At 49.6% G+C, this 19,775-nt stretch carries 18 protein-coding genes; 10 read left to right on the top strand and 8 right to left on the bottom strand.

What is annotated here, in order from left to right; genetic code table 11:
• Positions 1 to 96 precede the first annotated feature (96 nt).
• From KG631_RS11230 to KG631_RS11215, 4 genes are all read left to right on the top strand, one after another.
• Positions 97 to 444: a nuclear transport factor 2 family protein gene (locus KG631_RS11230; protein ID WP_213999816.1), complete on the top strand. Its 348-nt coding sequence runs from the start codon at positions 97 to 99 to the stop codon at positions 442 to 444.
• Positions 445 to 524: 80 nt separating this feature from the next.
• The gene (locus tag KG631_RS11225) at positions 525 to 1,088 is read left to right on the top strand and encodes a flavodoxin family protein (RefSeq protein WP_213999815.1); all 564 of its coding nucleotides are present in this window, start codon (positions 525 to 527) and stop codon (positions 1,086 to 1,088) included.
• A 152-nt stretch (positions 1,089 to 1,240) separates the two neighbouring features.
• Positions 1,241 to 1,474: a ribbon-helix-helix domain-containing protein gene (locus KG631_RS11220; protein WP_213999814.1), complete on the top strand. Its 234-nt coding sequence runs from the start codon at positions 1,241 to 1,243 to the stop codon at positions 1,472 to 1,474.
• A complete protein-coding gene (locus KG631_RS11215) occupies positions 1,461 to 1,724 on the top strand; it encodes a type II toxin-antitoxin system RelE/ParE family toxin (RefSeq protein ID WP_213999813.1) in 264 nt (87 codons plus the stop codon). The genes KG631_RS11220 and KG631_RS11215 overlap by 14 nt, the downstream gene beginning before the upstream one ends.
• Positions 1,725 to 1,930: 206 nt before the next feature.
• On the opposite strand, the gene KG631_RS11210 is transcribed toward KG631_RS11215, so the two are convergent.
• The gene (locus KG631_RS11210) at positions 1,931 to 2,392 is read right to left on the bottom strand and encodes an MgtC/SapB family protein (protein ID WP_213999812.1); all 462 of its coding nucleotides are present in this window, start codon (positions 2,390 to 2,392) and stop codon (positions 1,931 to 1,933) included.
• A gap of 156 nt (positions 2,393 to 2,548) precedes the next feature.
• On the bottom strand, positions 2,549 to 3,952 hold the full coding sequence (rimO, locus tag KG631_RS11205) for a 30S ribosomal protein S12 methylthiotransferase RimO (protein WP_213999811.1): 1,404 nt from the start codon (positions 3,950 to 3,952) through the stop codon (positions 2,549 to 2,551).
• Positions 3,953 to 4,136: 184 nt separating this feature from the next.
• Between rimO and KG631_RS11200 the strand changes: the two genes are divergently transcribed.
• Both KG631_RS11200 and KG631_RS11195 read left to right on the top strand, forming a co-directional pair.
• Complete coding sequence (locus KG631_RS11200; RefSeq protein ID WP_213999810.1) at positions 4,137 to 5,153, top strand: NAD(P)-dependent alcohol dehydrogenase; 1,017 nt, start codon at positions 4,137 to 4,139, stop codon at positions 5,151 to 5,153.
• A 133-nt stretch (positions 5,154 to 5,286) separates the two neighbouring features.
• The gene (locus KG631_RS11195; RefSeq protein ID WP_213999809.1) at positions 5,287 to 6,930 is read left to right on the top strand and encodes a response regulator; all 1,644 of its coding nucleotides are present in this window, start codon (positions 5,287 to 5,289) and stop codon (positions 6,928 to 6,930) included.
• Between the two features lie 36 nt (positions 6,931 to 6,966).
• Here KG631_RS11195 and ylqF read toward each other — a convergent pair whose 3' ends face one another.
• The 5 genes from ylqF to KG631_RS11170 all read right to left on the bottom strand — a co-directional run bounded on the left by ylqF (position 6,967) and on the right by KG631_RS11170 (position 13,747).
• Positions 6,967 to 7,902 carry a ribosome biogenesis GTPase YlqF gene (gene ylqF, locus KG631_RS11190; RefSeq protein WP_213999808.1) on the bottom strand — a complete coding sequence of 312 codons (936 nt, stop codon included), beginning with the start codon at positions 7,900 to 7,902 and terminating at the stop codon, positions 6,967 to 6,969.
• Positions 7,903 to 7,955: 53 nt separating this feature from the next.
• Positions 7,956 to 8,234 (bottom strand): hypothetical protein, encoded by a 279-nt coding sequence (locus KG631_RS11185; RefSeq protein WP_213999807.1) that lies wholly within the window; start codon positions 8,232 to 8,234, stop codon positions 7,956 to 7,958.
• Between the two features lie 165 nt (positions 8,235 to 8,399).
• Positions 8,400 to 9,599, bottom strand: coding sequence for a CsiV family protein (locus tag KG631_RS11180; protein ID WP_213999806.1), 1,200 nt, complete (start codon positions 9,597 to 9,599; stop codon positions 8,400 to 8,402).
• Complete coding sequence (gene mfd / locus KG631_RS11175) at positions 9,596 to 13,075, bottom strand: transcription-repair coupling factor (RefSeq protein WP_213999805.1); 3,480 nt, start codon at positions 13,073 to 13,075, stop codon at positions 9,596 to 9,598. Before mfd ends, KG631_RS11180 begins: the two co-directional genes overlap by 4 nt.
• 81 nt (positions 13,076 to 13,156) lie before the next feature.
• Positions 13,157 to 13,747, bottom strand: coding sequence for a PilZ domain-containing protein (locus KG631_RS11170; protein WP_213999804.1), 591 nt, complete (start codon positions 13,745 to 13,747; stop codon positions 13,157 to 13,159).
• A gap of 110 nt (positions 13,748 to 13,857) precedes the next feature.
• Here KG631_RS11170 and KG631_RS11165 point away from each other — a divergent pair, with 110 nt between their 5' ends.
• Genes KG631_RS11165 through KG631_RS11155 form a run of 3 tightly spaced genes read left to right on the top strand, consistent with a single transcriptional unit; the run spans position 13,858 to position 16,964 of the window.
• Positions 13,858 to 15,057: a lipoprotein-releasing ABC transporter permease subunit gene (locus KG631_RS11165; RefSeq protein ID WP_213999803.1), complete on the top strand. Its 1,200-nt coding sequence runs from the start codon at positions 13,858 to 13,860 to the stop codon at positions 15,055 to 15,057.
• The gene (lolD, locus tag KG631_RS11160; RefSeq protein ID WP_213999802.1) at positions 15,050 to 15,733 is read left to right on the top strand and encodes a lipoprotein-releasing ABC transporter ATP-binding protein LolD; all 684 of its coding nucleotides are present in this window, start codon (positions 15,050 to 15,052) and stop codon (positions 15,731 to 15,733) included. The genes KG631_RS11165 and lolD overlap by 8 nt, the downstream gene beginning before the upstream one ends.
• Complete coding sequence (locus KG631_RS11155; RefSeq protein WP_213999801.1) at positions 15,726 to 16,964, top strand: lipoprotein-releasing ABC transporter permease subunit; 1,239 nt, start codon at positions 15,726 to 15,728, stop codon at positions 16,962 to 16,964. Before lolD ends, KG631_RS11155 begins: the two co-directional genes overlap by 8 nt.
• On the opposite strand, the gene KG631_RS11150 is transcribed toward KG631_RS11155, so the two are convergent.
• The gene (locus tag KG631_RS11150) at positions 16,945 to 17,490 is read right to left on the bottom strand and encodes a DUF2062 domain-containing protein (protein ID WP_213999800.1); all 546 of its coding nucleotides are present in this window, start codon (positions 17,488 to 17,490) and stop codon (positions 16,945 to 16,947) included. The genes KG631_RS11155 and KG631_RS11150 overlap by 20 nt on opposite strands.
• Positions 17,491 to 17,552: 62 nt before the next feature.
• Between KG631_RS11150 and KG631_RS11145 the strand changes: the two genes are divergently transcribed.
• Positions 17,553 to 19,742, top strand: coding sequence for a DNA internalization-related competence protein ComEC/Rec2 (locus KG631_RS11145; RefSeq protein ID WP_213999799.1), 2,190 nt, complete (start codon positions 17,553 to 17,555; stop codon positions 19,740 to 19,742).
• The last annotated feature ends 33 nt before the right edge of the window (positions 19,743 to 19,775 follow it).

Below are 19,775 nucleotides of genomic sequence, written 5' to 3'. Positions count from 1 at the left end.
TACGGACATTTTTTTGAAAATTAAAGATAATGAAGGTGTAAAACTGGCAGAATCAACTATTAACATGCCAAAACCGTAAGCTAAGGGTAGTACAGGATGCAGGACAAACAAGCCGCCTTACCGGTACAGCGTCAGCTGGAAGCCTATAATGCCAAAGATTTAACCGCCTTTATTGGCTGCTATCATCAAGACATCGCCATTTACCGTATGCCGGCCACCGCTCCCTCACTGCGTGGCCGCGATGCACTAGCCGCTTTTTACCAAACCGAGCGCTTTACCATCGCTGCGCTACGCGCCGAAGTACTCAACAGAATGGTGGTCGGTAATAAGGTCATAGACCATGAACGGGTATGGGGTATGGCTGAACAGCCTTATGACGTTGTGGTGGTGTATGAAGTACAAGCTGGCTTGATTTTGAATGCGTGGTTTTATCCGGTTGGTTGAGTGATTAGGGCAGGGCAGTTGGCTGTCAACAATTGTCAAAACGCTTGTTCAACTATCACAAAATGAGAAAACTTAATGTTATGACAAAACTTGCAGTTATATTTCACTCGGCAACGGGCTCCACAAGACAGCTGGCCCATGCAGTGGCCGCCGGCGCCTCTGCTGTTAAGGGGGTTAATGTGGTTAGCCTGGAAATTCTGGGCGCGGATATTGTCGAAGGGCGTTATATCAACACGGCGTTAATTGACCGGTTATCAGATACCGATGCCATGGTTTTCGGCTCACCAACCTTTATGGGCTCTGTGTCGGCGCAATTTAAAGCATTCGCCGATGCGACCGGTGATCTGTGGGCAGCAAAAAAGTGGACCGATAAAGTTGCTGCCGGTTTTACTATTGGTTCAAACTTCTGTGGTGATCAACTACATACCCTTCAATATATGCAAATTTTTGCTAATCAACATGGCATGCTGTGGACAGGCCTCGACATTCCCGGTAACTATGACCCAGAGCAGCGCAACCGGCTTGGTGCGCAATCAGGCTTAATAGCTCATTCCACCGATGGTGCACTAAACGAAACTGATTTAATTACCGCCCATTATCTGGGGCAACGGGTGGCTATTGTCGCTAAGAGATTTACGGTATGAATAGGTGATAGCGGCCAGCGCTTAGGCATTCTGTGGATTATGACAAAAGCATAGCCGGTGCCACTAAACTTATAGCCTCATACAAATGGCGTCTCGCGAAATTAATGTTATAACGCTATAATGTTGTTACGTCATTATGATTGGGGTGATTTATGAGCATTTTATCCAAGCGTTCAACTGTTTACTTTGAACCAGCTATTCACCATGCGTTAAAACTCAGAGCGGCTTCTTCTGACACTTCTATATCTGAACTTGTTGATGAAGCCGTAAGATTACTTATGCGCGAGGATCAGGAAGATCTTGCGGCGGTAAGGCAAAGAGCCAACGAACCTGAAATATCGTACGAAGAATTGTTAAATAGTCTGCAAGCTGATGGAAAAATATAAAATAACGTTCAAAAAGTCCGTAGCCAAAGATTTAAGTGCGATACCCAAAGCAGACATAGCTAAAATATTAGCCAAAATTAATACGCTTGCCGACAACCCACGAAGAGAAGGTGCTATTAAACTAAGTGGACAAGCGCTGTATCGTATCAGGCAGGGACTTTACAGAATTATTTATGAGATCAAAGATAACCAGTTAGTCGTGCAAGTGATAAAAATCGGGCATCGCTCTGATGTATACAAAGGCAAGTGATTTACCAGACCCTGAGGGCAGACATACAGGAACGTGTTGTCGCAAATGAAACCTATAAATTAAAACCCTCAGGGTGCTCTCATCCAGCCAGTTATCGATTAGTTTCATATCCAACGACAACATTAATGGCGAAGCTTTGGTATAAACGGCAATTACTTTGGGAGCGGTGGAAGTGTTGTCACTGAGAATGACAACGCAAGCTCACACTATTTATCTTTGGGTTGTTCTACCATCGTTTTGGCTTCAGTCAACATTCGTAAGGTAATAAACGTCAGCACGCTAAGCACCAGCGCAATTTCCAGCAGACCTGCGGCAACGGATAATCCTATCGCGCCGGTCAACCATAAGCTTGCTGCCGTGGCTGTGCCGCGAACATAGCTTTCACCTTTAACAATATTCTTTAATATCGCCCCACCACCAATAAAGCCGATACCGGTAATGATACCTTGTATTACGCGCGATTCAGCTTCCGTTGATTCAAGAATCTGCAGACCAACCAGCATATAGCCGCAAGCTGCAACGGCGACCAGTGGAAAGGTGCGAAGACCGGCGGTACGCTCCTGCTTTTCCCGATCCCAACCAATGGGTATCGCAAGGATAAAAGCAATCAGCAAGTCACGGATATGTAATGCCGCAATACTCCAGTCAATCTCTGGGATAAGGTTCATAGGCTATGGCTACCTGGCTGATTTAGCATCAGTTAAACATAGCATAGTGTCTGCTTAGCACTAGTGAAACCTGCTGTGCGAGTGGCACAGCGGCATTTTAGCCGTAAAAAAGGCAGCCGAAGCTGCCTGTTTGGGTTAATTACTACTGCGCTGGCTTTACTCAGCCAATGAGGCCCATAAATCATATTCGTCGGCTTCGTCTACCACGGCATCGATAATGTCGCCGGGTTTAACACTGGTTAAGCCGTTTAGGTACACCGCGCCGTCAATTTCCGGCGCATCGGCAAAGCTTCGGCCAATGGCGCCTTCATCGTCTACTTCGTCTATTAATATTTTAATAGTTTTGCCAATTTTAGCCTGCAGCCGGGCGGCGCTGATTGCCTGCTGCTTTTGCATAAAGCGATGGTAGCGGTCTTCCATTACCTCGTCCGGTACCGGGTCAGCAAGCTCATTAGCTTTGGCACCTTCCACCGGGCTGTATTTAAAGCAGCCAACGCGATCCAGCTGGGCTTCGTCTAACCAGTCGAGCAGCATCTGGAAATCTTCTTCCGTTTCCCCCGGGAAGCCGACAATAAAGGTTGAACGGATCGTCAGCTCAGGGCAAATTTGCCGCCATTTCTTGATCCGCTCCAGTACCCGCTCGGCCTGACCGGGACGTTTCATCAGTTTTAATATACGCGGGCTGGCGTGTTGAAACGGAATATCTAAGTATGGCAGCACTTTACCCGCTGCCATTAACGGAATAATGTCATCCACATGCGGGTAGGGGTAAACGTAATGCAAGCGTACCCAGATACCCATCTCGCCTAAGGCTTCACAAAGTGCCTGCATCGAGGTTTTTACCGGCGCACCATTCCAGAAACCGGTGCGGTGTTTCACATCCACACCGTAAGCGCTGGTGTCTTGTGAAATAACCAGCAGCTCTTTAACGCCGGCATTTTTCAAGCGCTGTGCTTCATCCAGCACTTCGCCGACCGGCCGGCTGACTAAATCGCCGCGCATCGAGGGGATAATGCAGAAGGTACAACGGTGGTTGCAACCTTCGGAAATTTTTAAATAGGCATAATGCTTCGGCGTCAACTTAACGCCGTGATCCGGTACCAGCATGGTAAATGGGTCGTATTTTGGCTTGGGTACAAACTCATGCACCTGCTTTAACACATTTTCATAGCTGTGCGGGCCGGTTATACCCAGTACATTCGGGTGCACCTGACGAATTTCATCTTCGCGTGCGCCCAGGCAACCGGTAACAATCACCTTGCCATTTTCTGCCAGCGCTTCACCAATAGTATCCAGTGATTCTTGTACCGCACTGTCGATAAAGCCGCAGGTGTTAACAATAACCAGCTGGGCATCGTCATAGCTTGGCACGATGTTGTAGCCTTCGCTTTTTAGCTGGGTCAGGATCCGCTCAGAATCAACCAGGTTTTTCGGACAGCCCAGTGACACAAAACCGATAGTATTACCTTTGCTGCTGCCGGCATTAGCCTGCTGTGCGATGGATTTGGCAGAGGTATCCAGCGTAGTGGTCTGGCTTGGGTCATAGGTTTGTACTGTCATAGTGTCTCTTAAAATGGGTGCGGCCTGAAAAAAGTCGGCGGATTATACCTGAAAGCAGCGCAAGAAACAGGTATTGCTGGTTGAAAAATGAGCAATGGCAGATATTTCCCAGCACAATGGCAGATCTGGTCAATACTGTTAGCTGTATAGCTACGTTAAACGGATAAAACCAACAGGAGTGATTATGTCAGGTAACAACAAGATAAACGCTTATGCCGCGATGGATGCCGGGGGCAAACTGGTACCATGGCAATATGAGGCTGGTACACTTGGCCGCGACGAGGTAGAGATAGACGTGGATTACTGTGGCATTTGCCATTCAGATGTGTCCATGCTGAATAACGAATGGGGTATGTCGGCCTATCCGCTGGTAGCCGGCCACGAAGTGGTAGGGCGAATTTCCTCGGTTGGTCAGGCTGTCAGCCATCTTAAAGCAGGGCAGGTGGTTGGCCTGGGCTGGCATTCAGGTTACTGCCAGGTGTGCAGTACCTGTGGCAGTGGCGACCATAACTTATGTGCCAGTGCTCAAGGTACCATAGTAGGGCACCATGGTGGTTTTGCCGATAAGGTGCGGGCCAATGCCAGTGCGGTAGTGCCGCTACCTGAGGGCATGGATGCCAAAACGGCCGGGCCGCTGTTTTGCGGCGGTATCACCGTATTTAACCCGATGGTGCAATTTGATGTTAAACCGACCGATAAAGTGGCGGTGATTGGTATTGGTGGTCTTGGCCATCTTGGCCTGCAGTTTTTGCGGGCCTGGGGCTGTGAGGTCACCGCCTTTACCTCCAGCGACAGTAAAACGAAAGAAGCAAAAGAGCTGGGCGCTCATCATTGTATTAATTCCCGCAATGCTGCGGATATCGAGCAGGCTGCCGGCCGTTTTGATTTTATTATTTCTACCGTCAACGTAGCGCTCGACTGGAATTTATACCTGTCGACGTTAAAACCAAAAGGCCGGCTGCATTTTGTTGGTGCCACACTGGAGCCACTGGATATCGGGGTTTTTAATTTAATTATGGCCCAGCGCAGCGTATCAGGCTCGCCGGTGGGTAGCCCGGCAACCATCGCGAAAATGCTGGAATTCGCGGTGCAGCATGATATTAAGCCGGTGGTAGAAACTTTTAAGTTTGACAAAATTAATGATGCTATCGCCCATTTAAAAAGCGGTAAGGCCCGTTATCGGGTCGTGCTGGAGCGTTAAAGGCTGTTTTAGTCGGCTAATTAAATCGCTGGCGTTCCTAATAAGGCGGCGCTATGCTGCTTGCATTCGGGCTTGCTAACATAAGCGTATAAGTTGCTTGCCCGGCAGCTTGCTGCTATTAACAAGGACGTAAATGCCCCAGATGGAACTACAGGAATTAATTGCCTCTGATAAATTAAATGTACTGATTATCGATGATCAGGTACTGGTCCAAAATGTTATTAAATCGGCGCTGTTTGAGCTGGGCATTGCAAATGTTAAGTGTGCTGAGAATGCCTATTATGCGCTGCGGCTTTGTGAACAAACCACATTTCATGTAGTGATTTGCGCTTTTAATGTTAAAAGCGACAAAGATGGCTTTCATTTGCTGGAAGAACTGAAATTTAAGCGTCACGTTACTAAATGTACTGTGTTGATTTTCCTCAGCGCGGAAACCAGTGAACATCTGGTAAATAGTATTGTTGAACTGCAACCGGATGACTTCTGGGTAAAACCATTAAGCAGCAAACATGTGCAAAACCGTTTGCCGGTAACCCTGGAAATAAAACGCACCTTGTTTAACGTTTATCAGGCAATGGACCGCCAGGATTACAGCAAAGCTATTTATTTTGCTGAGCGCCATTTGCTCAATACCGGGCTTAGTAAATACCATATGCAAATGAAACGGCTGAAAGGCGAGTGTCTGCTGCATTTGCGCGAGTTCACTGACGCTGCGGTGTACTATAACAACTTGCTGCAAACCCATAAAATATCCTGGGTGTATCTGGGCTATATCAAAGCCCTACTGGAACAGGACAAACTGGCGGATATTCAGGCGTTGCTGGCACAGCTTACCGACAAAACCGACACCCGTTTCGCTACCTACGATATGCTCGCCCATTATTACATTGGCAAGCAGGATTACCAGCAAGCCTATCAGGAAATAAAAAAAGCCAGCCAGCTGGCGCCGCGTAATATTGAACGGAATAAGCGTCTGCTCGATTTAGCGCGGTTGAACCACGATCATGCCGGCCAGTATCAGGCCACTATCGCTATGGCTAAATATGCCAAAAACTCAATTCATGACTCGCCGCTGCTCAGGTTGAATGTGGTGCGCTCGGGTATAGATTACGCCACGACGCTTGATAAAGCCGACGCCGTGAAAGTGCTGAATCAGGCAGAGTTGGTGCTAACAGAGCTGGAGAAACAACTACCACTGGCAAACCAGCTGAAAGATCAATTTCTGGTGGTCAGAGCCAGGCTGCACACGGCCCGGGAAGAGCGGACCAAAGCAGAGAGTATTGTCGATAATCATCTTAGCCTACGGCCGACCACGTCAGTTGATGACAACCTGGACAAAGTTAAGGCGCTGCATGAACTCGGCCGGCGCGAAGAAGCCGTGTCACTACTCGAGGCGATCAAACGGCAAATTGCTGGCAGCGGTCTAACTAATCAGGTCGTGGGCAAGTATATCGAGCAAGAAGCAGCGGAGCGCACGGCGGTGCATTTTACCCCGCAGCAGTTAAACCGGATGGCGGTAGAGTTTTTTAAGCGCGACAAATTTCATGCTGCCCTTAATTCGCTGGAGCAGGCATTTTCGCTGACCCCGAATAATATGAATGTAGCGCTGAATATTCTGAAGGTGCTGGTGGCGTTACAGGGGCAGCAACCATTGGATGCCGGGCATATTGCCCTGGCAAACAGTGTTGTTCAACAATTGCAGTATGCAGAGCTTGCGCCGGAGCAGCAGGAAAAGTTTACTGAATATCAACAGCAGCTTGCTGCAGTACTTAGCTAACTATAAACTCAGCTAGCCTGCAGATTTCAGTCATTGTTAGCGATACTTGCGCTGTGCTTTGCGCTTGCGCTCTGCTTCGCGTTCGGCTTTATCTTTCGACTTCGCAGCCTCTTCCGCTTTAGCATCAATTTGTTCCTGGCTGACCATGTCTGGCGTTTCCAGAGTAACGGGCCCGAGGTTGCCTGCACGCAGTTCAGTGATAAGTATTGTACCGGCTTTTTCCAGGTCGACCACACCGCCTTTACGCATACAGCCTCGGCGCACGCCAATGGCGTCAAGCAAGGCAAGATCAGAGTCAGGCTGCTCAGTTAAATCAAAGCGCTGCATTACGGCCTGCGGATATACTTGTAACAAGTAGTCAGCAGCGAACAGGGCAATATCGGCATATTCGAACACGGTGTCTTTAATGGCACCGGTTACAGCAAGCCGGTAACCGCAAGTAGGCGGGCTGAGTTTCGGCCATAAAAAGCCCGGGGTGTCGGTTAGCACAACATTATTTTCCAGCTTAATACGCTGCTGGGCCTTGGTAACGCCGGCTTCGTTGCCTGTTTTGGCTATGGTACGACCGGCTAAGGTATTAATCAGCGTTGATTTACCAACGTTCGGAATACCCATAATCATCGCCCGGGCCGGGCGAATATCCAGGTTTCGCTCTGGCAGCATATCATTACATAACTTTAACAAGGCTTTAATGTGTTCCGGATGTTGCTGACTGATCGGAATGGCCCGTACGCCAGTTTGTTGTTCAAAGTGGTTAACCCAGACTGCAGTTAGTGCCGGATCGGCTAAATCTGCTTTATTCAATACCTTAATGCAGGGGGTATTCCCGCGTAGCTGCGGCACCAACGGGTTTTCACTGGAGAAGGGGATACGGGCGTCAAGCATTTCAATAATGATATCAACCTGAGGCATTACCTCAGCAATTTCTTTGCGGGCCTTGTGCATATGGCCCGGAAACCAGTTAATTGACATCAGTTATCCTCAATAGCGATCAGGGGCGCATCATACTCTATTGTGGTAACGTGCTACAGCAAAAATTGATAAAAGCTAACCAGGGTTATCGGGGTAAGAATGGCTGAATATACAGCAGCCGAAGGCAAACGAATGATACCAAGCCCTTTAAACAACAGCATCAGGCTATATAAACCCAGTAGTGGCGGTAATACATCTAACCAAAGGCTATCTGCCGCACCCGGCATTATCCAGCCGAATAGCGTACTGCCGGCACTGGCAAAGATCAGTAACAGCAATAACAGCACATAGTGCCCAGGTGTAAATTCCGGATTTAAGTTTAAATCGTCCATTGATCTCTGGCTGTGGTTAACGGGTAACTGTAATGTAGGAAAAATCCATGTTACTTACCCGTTGTTATTTGTATAAATATGTAACTAGGGCGCTAGTTTAGTTCCTTTTTTAAATAAAGCAACAGCCTTGTTCAGATTTTCTGTAATCAGGCTGGCCGGCCGGTATTATTGCTGCGTGTTGCCCGGTGCTGATAACGGTGCTACAGCGTTAGTTGTGGAACTCGTTTCTGGTTCTGCCTCTGGTTCTGCCTCAGGTTCAGGTGGTTGAAAGCGTCTGATTTGTATAATCATACCCAGATAAGGATGGTCGAGATAATGCAATTCGCCACTGATAACCCGTCGACTCTGTTTGACATTAATACTTTGTATACTACCGTCAGGATTAGAACGACGCAGGTTAAAATCGGTATTTATAAACAGGTAGTGGTCCAGGTGAAGTTTAAATAGACCGTCAAGCTGCCAGATATCGTCCGGCAGGTTGGACAGGCTGTCACTGATTTGTGGCAATTGTTGATCGTGCCGCTGCAGGGCTTCAAGTTTGCCGGCGGCATTAAGCTGATCCAGTAAACTATCTATCGCACTAAACAAATCATCTTGCTGCTCGTTTTGAAATAACGCTTCTGCTGCAGCGGCGGCATCATCGGTGGCATCCTGGTTGCGGTCACGGCCCCAGTAATCGACTAATTCTGAAAAATTCGACCCGCCAAACCAGCGGCTGGGTATTGCCCGTTTCTCGGTTACCGGCGCCTGGCGCCATACGGTATGTAACAGCAGGTTCTGATTTGGCTGACGACTGATTTTAGTGGCCAGTTCTGTTAACCCAAATGCTGACTTCGGTGCCAGATAAGGCCCAGGCTGATGGAGGTCGGATTTTCCTGCAAGCATTACCGGCAGGCTGTCGGGCATTGGCAACTGGGTATTTAATAACTGCTCCGGAAACAATGCAGTACGCTGCCAGGCAGGAGGCTGGGTTTCGCTTTGGCAAAGTAACGGGTAGAACGCTGGTTGCCACTGCTGCCAGTTGCGCAGGGCTGCCGGTAAAAGCGGGCTCTGTGCGGCCTCAGTGCCTTCACATTGCGTTAGTGCATTAAGTAACGGCTTAATGTCTGGTTGGTATTTAGCAGTAACTAAATCAAAGCTGTTACTAAGGCGAATTGGCTTTACTTCATTATCAAATTGTTCTTTCAGCTCGACGCTGCGGGCAGGACTGAAAACAATAAGTTCTATTTCAAACCAGCGCTCTGCCGCAGTATTCGCTGCAGTTGTGCCACTGACTGTGAGCAGCAATGCCCCGATTAATGCCTTACTTAGGGCCGACATTCTTTTTATAACAGGGAATAAGGTTGGTACTGCAATTAGTTTCATGATTTCTCCAGCTGATGTTGGCTGAAATCAGCCAGCATATTGGCAACCAGGGTCAGCCGGTCCTTGGCATCGGGACTGGCAATGGCAAAACGCAATTTCTGACCACCTTCGAGCTTAAATATCCGGCTTTGTTGTTGAATTAAGCCAATAATATACGCTGGTGCAACCCGGGTTTTATCAGCAAATTCAATTAAGCCGCCCTTGGCATTGGCTTCAATTCGTTTGATCCCGAGAACTTGCGCCTGCTGCTTAAACTCAGTCAGTTTTACCAGGTTTTTTGCTGCATCGGGTAACAGGCCGAAGCGATCAATTAATTCTACCTGGACATCATCCAGCTCGGTTTCATCTTTGGCGCTGGCCAGTTTCTTATAGAATGACAGCCGCAAGTTTACATCAGGAATATAACTATCGGGTAACAACGCCGGAATTTTTAAATCAATTTCGCTTTGCTGGCTTAACATCATATCCAGACTGGGCTGACGGCCCTCTTTCAGGGCCGTTACCGCCTCCTCCAGCATATCCATGTATAGGGTGAAGCCAATAGTTTCAATCTGACCGCTTTGCTCATCACCTAATAACTCGCCCGCGCCGCGAATTTCCAGGTCGTGGGTGGCCAATGCGAAACCGGCGCCTAAATCTTCCAGTGATGAAATGGCTTCCAGTCGTTTCTCAGCATCTTTACTCAAGCGTTTTGGTGGTGGCGTCAGCAAGTAAGCATATGCCTGATGGTGCGAGCGGCCAACCCGACCACGTAGCTGATGCAACTGTGCCAAACCAAAGTTATCGGCGCGGTTTATGATAATGGTATTAGCAGTTGGTACATCGATACCGGTTTCAATAATGGTAGAACAGAGTAGTAAGTTAAAACGCTGGTGATAAAAATCGGCCATTATCCGTTCTAAGTCGCGCTCACGCAGCTGACCATGAGCAATAGCGATATTGGCTTCGGGCACCAGTTCCGCAAGGTCAGCGGCCATTTTTTCGATGCTTGCCACGTCATTATGTAAAAAGTAAACCTGGCCACCGCGCAGTATTTCCCGCATCACGGCTTCGCGCAGCAAGCTGGCTTCAAACTCTCTGACAAAGGTTTTCACCGCCAACCGTTTCGCCGGAGGGGTGGCAATAATTGATAAATCACGCATGCCAGACATCGACATGTTCAGGGTACGCGGAATGGGGGTGGCAGTCAGGGTTAATATATCGATATTGGCCCGAAGCGCCTTAATTTTTTCTTTCTGCCGCACGCCAAAGCGATGTTCTTCGTCCACGACTAATAGGCCTAAATCATGCAGCTTAATGTCATCCTGCAGTAATTTATGGGTACCAATTAAAATATCGACTTTGCCATTGGCCACATCTTCTAAAATAGCTTTTTGCTGTTTCGGGCTGACAAAGCGGGATAAGACTTCAACCCGCACCGGCCAGTTGGCAAAACGGTCTTTAAAGTTGTCGAAATGTTGTTGTGCCAGTAAGGTAGTGGGCACTAATATGGCCACCTGCTTACCATCGTTAACCGCAATAAAGGCGGCACGCATGGCCACTTCGGTTTTACCAAAGCCCACGTCACCGCATACCAGCCGGTCCATCGGTTGTGGTGTTTGCATATCGTTTAGCACAGCAGTAATTGCATCCTGCTGATCGGCGGTTTCCTCAAACGGAAAGCTGTCAGCAAAAGCAGCGTATTGTTCCTGATCAATAGTAAAAGCATAGCCCTTGTGGGCAGCCCGCTGGGCATAAACATCCAGTAATTCGGCCGCGACATCGCGGATTTTCTCTGCTGCTTTACGCCGGGCTTTTTCCCAGCTGTCGTTACCAAGTTTGTGCAGAGGTGCATGTTCCTGATCACTGCCGGAATAGCGGCTTAGCAGGTGCAGGGATGAAACCGGTACATACAACTTACTGCTGCCTGCGTATTCGATGGTCACAAATTCGGCACTGATCCCGCCGGCGTCCAGTACCTGTAGCCCCTGATAACGCCCAACACCATGCTGTAAATGCACCACCGGCTGACCTTCACTTAATTCTGCCAGGTTACGGATAATGGTGTCGGAGGAAACCTGCTGGCTTTTTTTGCGGCGCCGGCGCTGGCTGATCTTCTGGCCAAATAACTCGTTTTCACTGATGAGTGCCAAGGGGGGTGTCGTGCTTAGCAGGGCGCCTTGTTCCAATGCGCCAACCAGCATCACCAGATCAGCATCACTGCTGGTAAAATCGGCCAGTTTAGTTATTTCAGGCGCCCGGATCCCCGCTTTACTAAACAGCTGGTGCAGGCTTTCTCTGCGGCCCTCGCTCTCTACAAAGAATATCGCCCGGCCGTTTTGTTGTTTTAACGTCAGTAAAAATTCAGTTAGCAAGCTAAGTGGCTGCTTTAACTGATGCTGGATATTCAGCTCTGGCAGCTCTGCAACCGGAGCGTTAACCTGGCCGGTCCTGGCTGGTAATGTGGCGCGGCTGAGCTTGATCCGACTGAAATCTTTTAACTCACTGAACAACTCGTCCGTTTGCAGGTATAGCTCTTGCGGCTGCAGAATTGGCCGCATCGTATCAATGGCGCGATCATGATAGCGGCGTTTAAGCTCGTGCCAGAATTGGTTGGCACTATGTTCAACGTCACCATAAGTTAAAGCGATGCAGCCAGCGGGCAGAAAACTGAATAAACTTGCCGTGTCCTCGGCAAACAGCGGTAAATAATATTCAATACCCGCCGGGAAAATACCTTGTGTTACCTGTTGATATAACGATTCTTTCTCATTGCGGGCGGCAAAGCGCTCCCGATAGCGCAGCCGGAAGCGTTCAATAGCGGCTTTATCGGTAGGAAACTCATGGGCCGGCAGTAATTCAATGGCGTTAACCTGGTTTAAACTACGCTGATTATCCGGGTCGAAAGTGCGGATGCCATCGACTTCATTATCGAAAAAGTCAATTCGAAACGGCAAGCTGCAACCCATTGGAAACAAGTCCAGCAAGGAGCCGCGAGCTGAAAACTCACCGTGCTCCATCACCTGATCGACAGCCCGGTAGCCCACTGCGGTCAGTTGTAATTTTAAGGCCGTTAAATCGACTTGCTGGCCTTGTTTAATCAGAAAGCTGGCATGCTCCAGATAGTTGCGCTGACTGATTTTTAGCAACAGGGTACTGACGGGCACAATAACCAGGCCATGGCTAAGCCTGGGCAATTGATAAAGGGTTTTCAGACGCTGGGATATAATATCCTGATGCGGTGAAAACACATCATAGGGCAGGGTTTCCCAGTCGGGCAGGGTTAGCACCGGGCAGCTACTATCATCCAGAAATACCGCCAGTTCCTGCTCAAGTCTTAAGGCACTTGGAGTGTCAGGCACCACTAACAAATATACGGCGGGTTCTGTCTGAACCAGCTGGGCAATGGCATAGGGTAGCGCAGCACCATGCAACTGACCCCAGCTAAGTTGATCCTGCGGGCGTTTAATCCGGGGTAAAAACGTAATAAAACTCATTAAAACCTGAAACCCTATACAAAATGCTGACGATAAAAAAACACGATTAAAGGTATCGCATTAATTTGTGGCTGTGTGCGCTTATTCCGGTAACTGACGCAGTGCAGCTTTTTGTTTCAGCTGCCGGGACTGCTGATGCAAACTGGCACGGACGATAAGCTCGCGATCTTGATCTCTAATCCGCCTGAACACAACTTTTATTTGCCAGCCATTGTCTGCCTGTTCTGCACTGATTACCTGGCCGAGGCAATAAACCGCACCTTCATTTTCTGCCAGAAATACTTTTAGCTCAACCAGGGTAAGCGCCGGGATGGGCTGCGAGCTTTGCAAACATAAGCCTGCACCACCGTAACTTAACGTAAACTGACGGTGTTCTGCGCTGTCTTGCTGGCGCAGGACGTAGTGTAGCAATAAATCAATTTTGCGGGCTTGTTGCTGCAAATAGTTGGCTAATTCATCGGCCAGCTCGCCTATCCGGTTCAGTGAGCGTAGCGCTGACATATTCAGGCTGCCCATTTCACCTGCCAGTAAAAACGGTTCGGGAATGCTGGTGATAAACTCCTGTTCAGTTGGCAGGGTGCCGGAATACACTTGGCAATTGACGGTGATGTCGTGTTCAACGCTGAAGTAGTCGTTATAGGCGTCGGTTAATGACTGTAATATTGGGTCCATAGCAGGCCTCGATTAAGGTTGCTTGTCATTATGGCTAATAATCACTATTATCAGCAGCGATTTTTGCAGCTAATTTACCATCTAACCGAGGCAAAGTCCTGAATATTAACATGCAATTACCCGTCAGCATTTTGCTTGGTATCCGATACAGCCAGAGCCGTAAGGGTAATGCCTTTATTTCGTTTATCACTTTTTTCTCCGTTGCCGGCATTTTGTTGGGTGTCATGGCGTTAACGCTGGTCAGCTCGGTGATGAATGGCTTTGAGGGTGATTTGAAAAAACGGATCCTCGGCGTAATACCGCACCTTGTGGTCATGCCTGAACCTTATATTACGGATTGGCAGAGTTTGTTGCGGCCTAATGATGGGGTGCAGGATATCAGTCCATTTTTACAATCTGAAGCCCTGGTACAGGCACCGCGGCAACTTAATGCGGTAATGTTGCAAGGTATAAATCCGGACCAAATTCCACAATTTTTACAACAGGCATTGGTGGTGGGCAGTTGGCAGGATTTTGCGACAAGCCGCTACGGTGTGGTGTTGGGCAGAGGCCTGGCTGAGCAGCTTGAAGTAAGCCGTGGCCAGCAACTGCGATTTATGCTGGCGCAGGGGGGCAACTATACCCCGGTTGGCTGGTTACCGCGCCAGCGCTTATTTGAGGTGGTGGGTATAGTCGATACCGGGTCCGAGGTCGATAGCGTGCTGGCAGTCACCCGTTTAGATGATCTGGCACGGCTATTGCCGGTTTCCGGGCGCGAACCTTCCTGGCGACTTAGTCTGGTGGAACCTTTCAGTGCACCGCTGCTGGCTGAGCGCCTGAGCCAGAGCGGCAGCTTCAGTGACGTATCTGACTGGCGGCAAAGTCAGGGCAAGTTGTTTGCCGCTGTGGCAATGGAAAAAGCCATGATGTGGCTGATGTTACTACTGATAGTCGCCGTAGCGGCTTTTAATATAGTGTCGGCCCTGGTGATGATGGTGACTGAAAAACAGGCTGAAGTGGCAATTTTAAAAACGCTGGGCATGACGGATAGCCAGTTGTTTGCAGTATTTGCGTTTCAGGGCGTGGTGAATGGTATGGTGGGTGCGGTGCTGGGCGTAGTAGCCGGCTTACTGCTATGCCTGCAACTCAATGAAGTGTTAAGCCTGTTTGGGCTGCAACTGGCCAGTGGTATGGCTTTGCCGGTGGCGGTGAACCCGCTGCAAATTGTTACTATTTTTGCGTGCGCGGTCGGGCTGACCTTGCTGGCAGTGCTGTATCCGGCCTGGCGGGCCGTTAAAGTTAATCCGGCGGAAATTTTACGCGATGAATAAAGTATTAGAAGCGACGCATATCTGTAAAAGTTACCGTGACGGCACAGTGGTCACCCAGGTATTACACAACGTCAGCCTGAGTATCGCTGCCGGTGAAATGGTTGCCATTGTTGGCAGTTCCGGCTCGGGTAAAAGTACCTTGTTACATATATTGGGCGCGCTGGATCTGGCTGACAGTGGTTCAGTTTATATCGCCGGCCAGCCACTGGCCGGCTTGAGTTCGGCAAAAAAGGCCCGGCTACGCAACCAGCAGTTGGGTTTTATTTATCAGTTTCATCATTTGCTGATGGATTTCAGCGCCCTGGAGAATGTGGCTATGCCGCTGTTTATCCGTGGCGAAAAACGCACCGATGCGCTGGCTAAAGCTGCAGCACTGATTGAGCGGGTGGGGCTGAGCCATCGGGGCCATCACAAGCCAGCTGAACTGAGCGGTGGCGAGCGGCAGCGGGTGGCGATTGCCCGCGCATTGGTTACCCAACCGGCACTGGTGCTGGCCGACGAGCCTACCGGCAATCTGGATCAGCATACCGCAGAGTCGATATACCAGTTATTACGCGAGCTGAATGCCAGCATGGCGACCAGTTTTGTAGTGGTAACCCATGACACTGAACTGGCAGGCAGGCTTGATACTCAGTACCTGATGCGGGAAGGTCAGCTTGAGGTGATGCATGGCTAGTCTGGCCTGGCAACTGGCAAAGCGCTACCGTTCGACCCGTCACACCAGTGGTTTTATCCGCTTTATTTCGGCTTCTTCGACCTCTGGCATTGCGTTGGGGGTCGCAATTCTTATTCTGGCGCTGTCAGTGATGAATGGCTTTGAGCAAGCATTAAAAGACCGCTTACTGTCAGTGATCCCCCATATTGAATTAGAAGCCGTAGATTACAGCCTGGCCGACTGGCCGCGCAAACTGCAGACCATGGCCAGTGCCGACGGGGTCATTGCTGGTGCACCTTTTATTAAAGCCAACGGCATGCTTCGCCACAGCGGTGCAGTTAAAGCAGCACAAGTACGGGGCGTGAGCCTGAGCCATGAGCAGCAGATCAGCGCGGTCGCAGAGTATGTCAGTCAGGGCAGTATGACTACGCTGAATGACCTGCAAATAGTACTGGGACAGGGGATCGCCGACGCGTTAGAGATTCAGGTAGGTCAGAATTTACAACTTATGCTGCCCCGGTTTGCCGCAGATGGCAGCCTGGCCAGTCATCGCACGGTAAATCTGACCGTCAGTGCAGTGGTGTCAATAGGTGGTCAGCTGGATTTCAGTCAGGTGTGGGTTGATATCGACGCACTGGCAGGATGGTTGGGCGTGCCAGAAGGTGAGGTGCATGGCCTGGCGTTTCGGATAGATGATGTTTTTGCCGCGCCGCAAAAAGCCCGCCAGTTGGGGCAGTTAACAGAAGACTATGTTTATATGCGTGACTGGTTTGGTGCCCAGGGCCATGTCTACAACGACATTCAGATGGTCAGGGCAATTTTGTATCTGGTTTTAACCTTAGTGATTGGCGTAGCGTGTTTTAATATCGTGGCGACGCTGGTGATGGCGGTGCGGGAAAAAGAAGCGGATATCGCTATTTTGCTGACCATGGGTATGGCGCCCGGCCAGTTGATAAAAACCTTTGTGCTGCTGGGCTGGTTAAACGGTTTAATTGGTTCGCTGCTGGGCGTTGGTTTTGGTGTGCTGCTGGCCAGTACCATCGAACAACTGTTTGCTGGCTTGACCCGTTTTCTCGGCAGTTCGCTGCTGGATCCGAGTATTTATTTTATCGATTTTGTGCCATCGCTGTTGCGTTGGCAGGACGTAGCGCTGACTTTCAGCATTGCATTACTGTTAAGCTTGCTGGCGACGTTATATCCGGCCTGGCGCGCCAGCAAAGTTGAGCCGGCTGCTATTCTTGGTCAGCACTAGCTTTTGCTGTTTTTCTGTTTTTCAGTAACTTAGCCAGCTGCGCTTTTTTCACCGATAATCGCCACAGCCAGTCAATCAGAAAATAGCCACTGATACTGGCTGTTATCGCCATCAATAATGATCCAAGCAAAAATGGCTTACCAATAGTATCAAGGCTGTAGCGTAGCCACTCCAGGCTGGCTTCAAACGCAAAAGGTTCCAGGGGTCTGGCGAGTACGACTGTGCCAATTAGATAGCTTAAATAGAACATAATCGGCATGGTCAGTGGGTTAGAGGTCCATACCAATGCCAGAGTTAACGGTAAATTTACCCGCAATGGGATGGCCGTAGCGGCCGCAGCAACCATCTGAAAGGGCATCGGGATCCACGCCCAGAACAAGCCTACAGCAAAAGCACCGCGCGCCGAGCGTCGGTTTAAATGCCAAAGGTTACCATCATGTAGCAAACTTCCAAATAAATTAATAAGTTTTTGTTGCTTGATTTTTTCAGCTGATGGTAGATATTTCTTAAATAGTTTTTTGGGCATTCTAACCTGTATAGAAAGAGGCCATGCTAGGATTCTGCATCGGAGTTATTACAGCCAGCCTATTGTCGTTATTTTTGCCGATAGTGCCACCTTTTTTCAGTATTTTTTTTGTAATGCTGGTTTTAATGGTATTTGTCCGGCGCTGGCCCCAGCCAATTCTGTTTTTATTGGGTGTCAGCTGCTTCCTGGCCAGCTGGAGCTGGCAGTACAAGCAGCATCAAATTGGCCAACGTGCGGTGCTTGAATTGGCAGGCTCTGCTGTAATGGTCCACATCGATGCTGCGCCGAGGGTGTATCCGGACTATACCCAGCTTAGTGCAACAGTGCTAAACGGGCCAGCCAGAGGCTACAGGTTGTCGTTACGCTGGCAACAACCTCCGGCCTTAGCAGCTGGCCAGCACTGGCGTTTGCGCGTGCAGCTTAAACCGATACACGGTTTTGCCAACCCGGCTGGCTTTAATACTGAAACCTCAGCTTATATAAACGCCATAGTGGCGTCCGGACAGGTCGCTCCTGGTCCGCATATTTTGTTACAACAGCAATACTCGCTGCGCCAGCAACTTGTTGAACAGCTGACGCACGCTATCACACCATACCGCACTGCGCCATTAATGAAAGCGCTGGCAGTTGGCGAGCGTGAATTTTCAGACCAGCTGTGGCTGGGGGCACAGCATTCTGGATTGGGACACTTGCTTGCAATATCAGGTTTACATATTGGCTTAGTATTTGGCTGGGTAATTTGGCTGGGTGGCTGGAGTAAAGGCCTGTTAGCTATCCGGCACCACCAACTACTGCTGTTAGTGTTGGCGTTAGGGGCTGCTCTGTTGTATGCCTGGCTGGCCAATTTTGCCATACCAACGTTGCGAGCCAGTATTGCGCTGCTGCTCCTGGTTATCTGCCGCAGCCAGCTGGCAACCATTCCACTTAGCCGTTTTTGGTTGTTACTCGTTACGTTGTTATTGCTGATGCAGCCATTCTGGGCGCTGAGCAGCAGCTTCTGGCTGTCGGTGCTGGCAGTGGCAATTATATTTACTGCGCTGTGGCGCTATCCGTTAACCGACCGCCATTGGCGGGCCCGCCTTAAATGGTTTTTCAGCTTTCATTTATTGTTAAGTTTGCTGATGACCTTGCTTGGAATTATTTTTTTTGGTGGGTTCAGCCCGCTAATGCTGTTATCAAATTTGCTATTTGTGCCCTGGTGCAGTCTGGTTGCGATTCCGTTGCTACTGGCTAGTTTGCTGTTAACAGTAACGGGGCTGAATGTCAGTTGGCTATGGCAGGCCACTGATTATGCGTTGTTGCCGATGCTGTGGTGGTTAGAGCGTAGCGCTCAGCTGCCCCTCTGGTGGCCGCTGGCTCAGGTTTCCGGTATTACCGTTGGATTAATGGTGCTGCTACTGTTGGTGTTGCTGGTGTATCACAGAAAAGCCGGTCTGCTGTTACTGCCATTGTGTTTACTGTTGTTAACTGGTAGTGGCCTGCAAGCCGAGAAATGGCAGTTGCATTTACTGGATAGTGGTCAGCGCCAGCTGGTGTTATTACAGCATGGCCGTCATGGCTTGCTGTATGATCAGGCCCCCGGGAGGGCAACTCAGGATATTGCAGAAAATCAATTGCAACCCATATTGCGGCAACTGGGCATTCTTCAGCTCGACGTGGTGCTGTTTCGCCAGCAGCGCACGGAGCGCAGCCGGCATTGGACCTTGCTGACGCATTATCAGGTCGGCAGGCAAAGCCTGACACGTTTCAGTCAACAGCGCGGCATTGATGGTTGTGCTCAATTACCCGCCCTATACCGGAGTGTGCGGCTGGAAGTACTGACAACGGACAGCGCTGACAGTTGTATTGTCCGGATGACGATAGGGTCATGGCGGCTGCTGATCCCCGGCAGAATTGACCCGGCAACGGAACATGCTTTAATTAGCCGGCATTCAGACCTGACAGCAGATGTGCTGATCCTGGCCAATAATGGCAGTGCGGCAGTGAATAGCCTGGCCTTGCTTGAACGGGTGCAGCCGGTGCTGGCATTAAATGCGGCTGCCTTTATGAATGGTTATCAACATCCGGCAACTGCAGTGCAACAACGGCTGGCACTGCTACGGGTACCCTTGCTTAATACCGCAGACTATGGTGCTATCACCGTTGAGTTTGACGCGAAAAACCTACACGTTAGCGGCTGGCGACGGCAAAGATTACCTTTTTGGCTGGAAAAGCCACCGGCAATTGCTGAAACCTTGGCAACAACACGCTAGAATACAGCAAATTCTAAATGGCAGGATTAACCA

The sequence above is a fragment of the Arsukibacterium sp. genome, assembly GCF_018402695.1.
Taxonomy (GTDB): domain Bacteria; phylum Pseudomonadota; class Gammaproteobacteria; order Enterobacterales; family Alteromonadaceae; genus Alishewanella.
This window is presented reverse-complemented; position numbering and strand designations above follow the sequence as displayed.

Bases quoted from the DNA above. Each gene is read 5' to 3' on its own strand.
- KG631_RS11230 (WP_213999816.1), top strand. From the start codon at position 97: ATGCAGGACAAACAAGCCGCCTTACCGGTACAGCGTCAGCTGGAAGCC.
- KG631_RS11225 (WP_213999815.1), top strand. From the start codon at position 525: ATGACAAAACTTGCAGTTATATTTCACTCGGCAACGGGCTCCACAAGA.
- KG631_RS11220 (WP_213999814.1), top strand. From the start codon at position 1,241: ATGAGCATTTTATCCAAGCGTTCAACTGTTTACTTTGAACCAGCTATT.
- KG631_RS11215 (WP_213999813.1), top strand. From the start codon at position 1,461: ATGGAAAAATATAAAATAACGTTCAAAAAGTCCGTAGCCAAAGATTTA.
- KG631_RS11210 (WP_213999812.1), bottom strand. From the start codon at position 2,392: ATGAACCTTATCCCAGAGATTGACTGGAGTATTGCGGCATTACATATC.
- rimO (WP_213999811.1), bottom strand. From the start codon at position 3,952: ATGACAGTACAAACCTATGACCCAAGCCAGACCACTACGCTGGATACC.
- KG631_RS11200 (WP_213999810.1), top strand. From the start codon at position 4,137: ATGTCAGGTAACAACAAGATAAACGCTTATGCCGCGATGGATGCCGGG.
- KG631_RS11195 (WP_213999809.1), top strand. From the start codon at position 5,287: ATGCCCCAGATGGAACTACAGGAATTAATTGCCTCTGATAAATTAAAT.
- ylqF (WP_213999808.1), bottom strand. From the start codon at position 7,902: ATGTCAATTAACTGGTTTCCGGGCCATATGCACAAGGCCCGCAAAGAA.
- KG631_RS11185 (WP_213999807.1), bottom strand. From the start codon at position 8,234: ATGGACGATTTAAACTTAAATCCGGAATTTACACCTGGGCACTATGTG.
- KG631_RS11180 (WP_213999806.1), bottom strand. From the start codon at position 9,599: ATGAAACTAATTGCAGTACCAACCTTATTCCCTGTTATAAAAAGAATG.
- mfd (WP_213999805.1), bottom strand. From the start codon at position 13,075: ATGAGTTTTATTACGTTTTTACCCCGGATTAAACGCCCGCAGGATCAA.
- KG631_RS11170 (WP_213999804.1), bottom strand. From the start codon at position 13,747: ATGGACCCAATATTACAGTCATTAACCGACGCCTATAACGACTACTTC.
- KG631_RS11165 (WP_213999803.1), top strand. From the start codon at position 13,858: ATGCAATTACCCGTCAGCATTTTGCTTGGTATCCGATACAGCCAGAGC.
- lolD (WP_213999802.1), top strand. From the start codon at position 15,050: ATGAATAAAGTATTAGAAGCGACGCATATCTGTAAAAGTTACCGTGAC.
- KG631_RS11155 (WP_213999801.1), top strand. From the start codon at position 15,726: ATGGCTAGTCTGGCCTGGCAACTGGCAAAGCGCTACCGTTCGACCCGT.
- KG631_RS11150 (WP_213999800.1), bottom strand. From the start codon at position 17,490: ATGCCCAAAAAACTATTTAAGAAATATCTACCATCAGCTGAAAAAATC.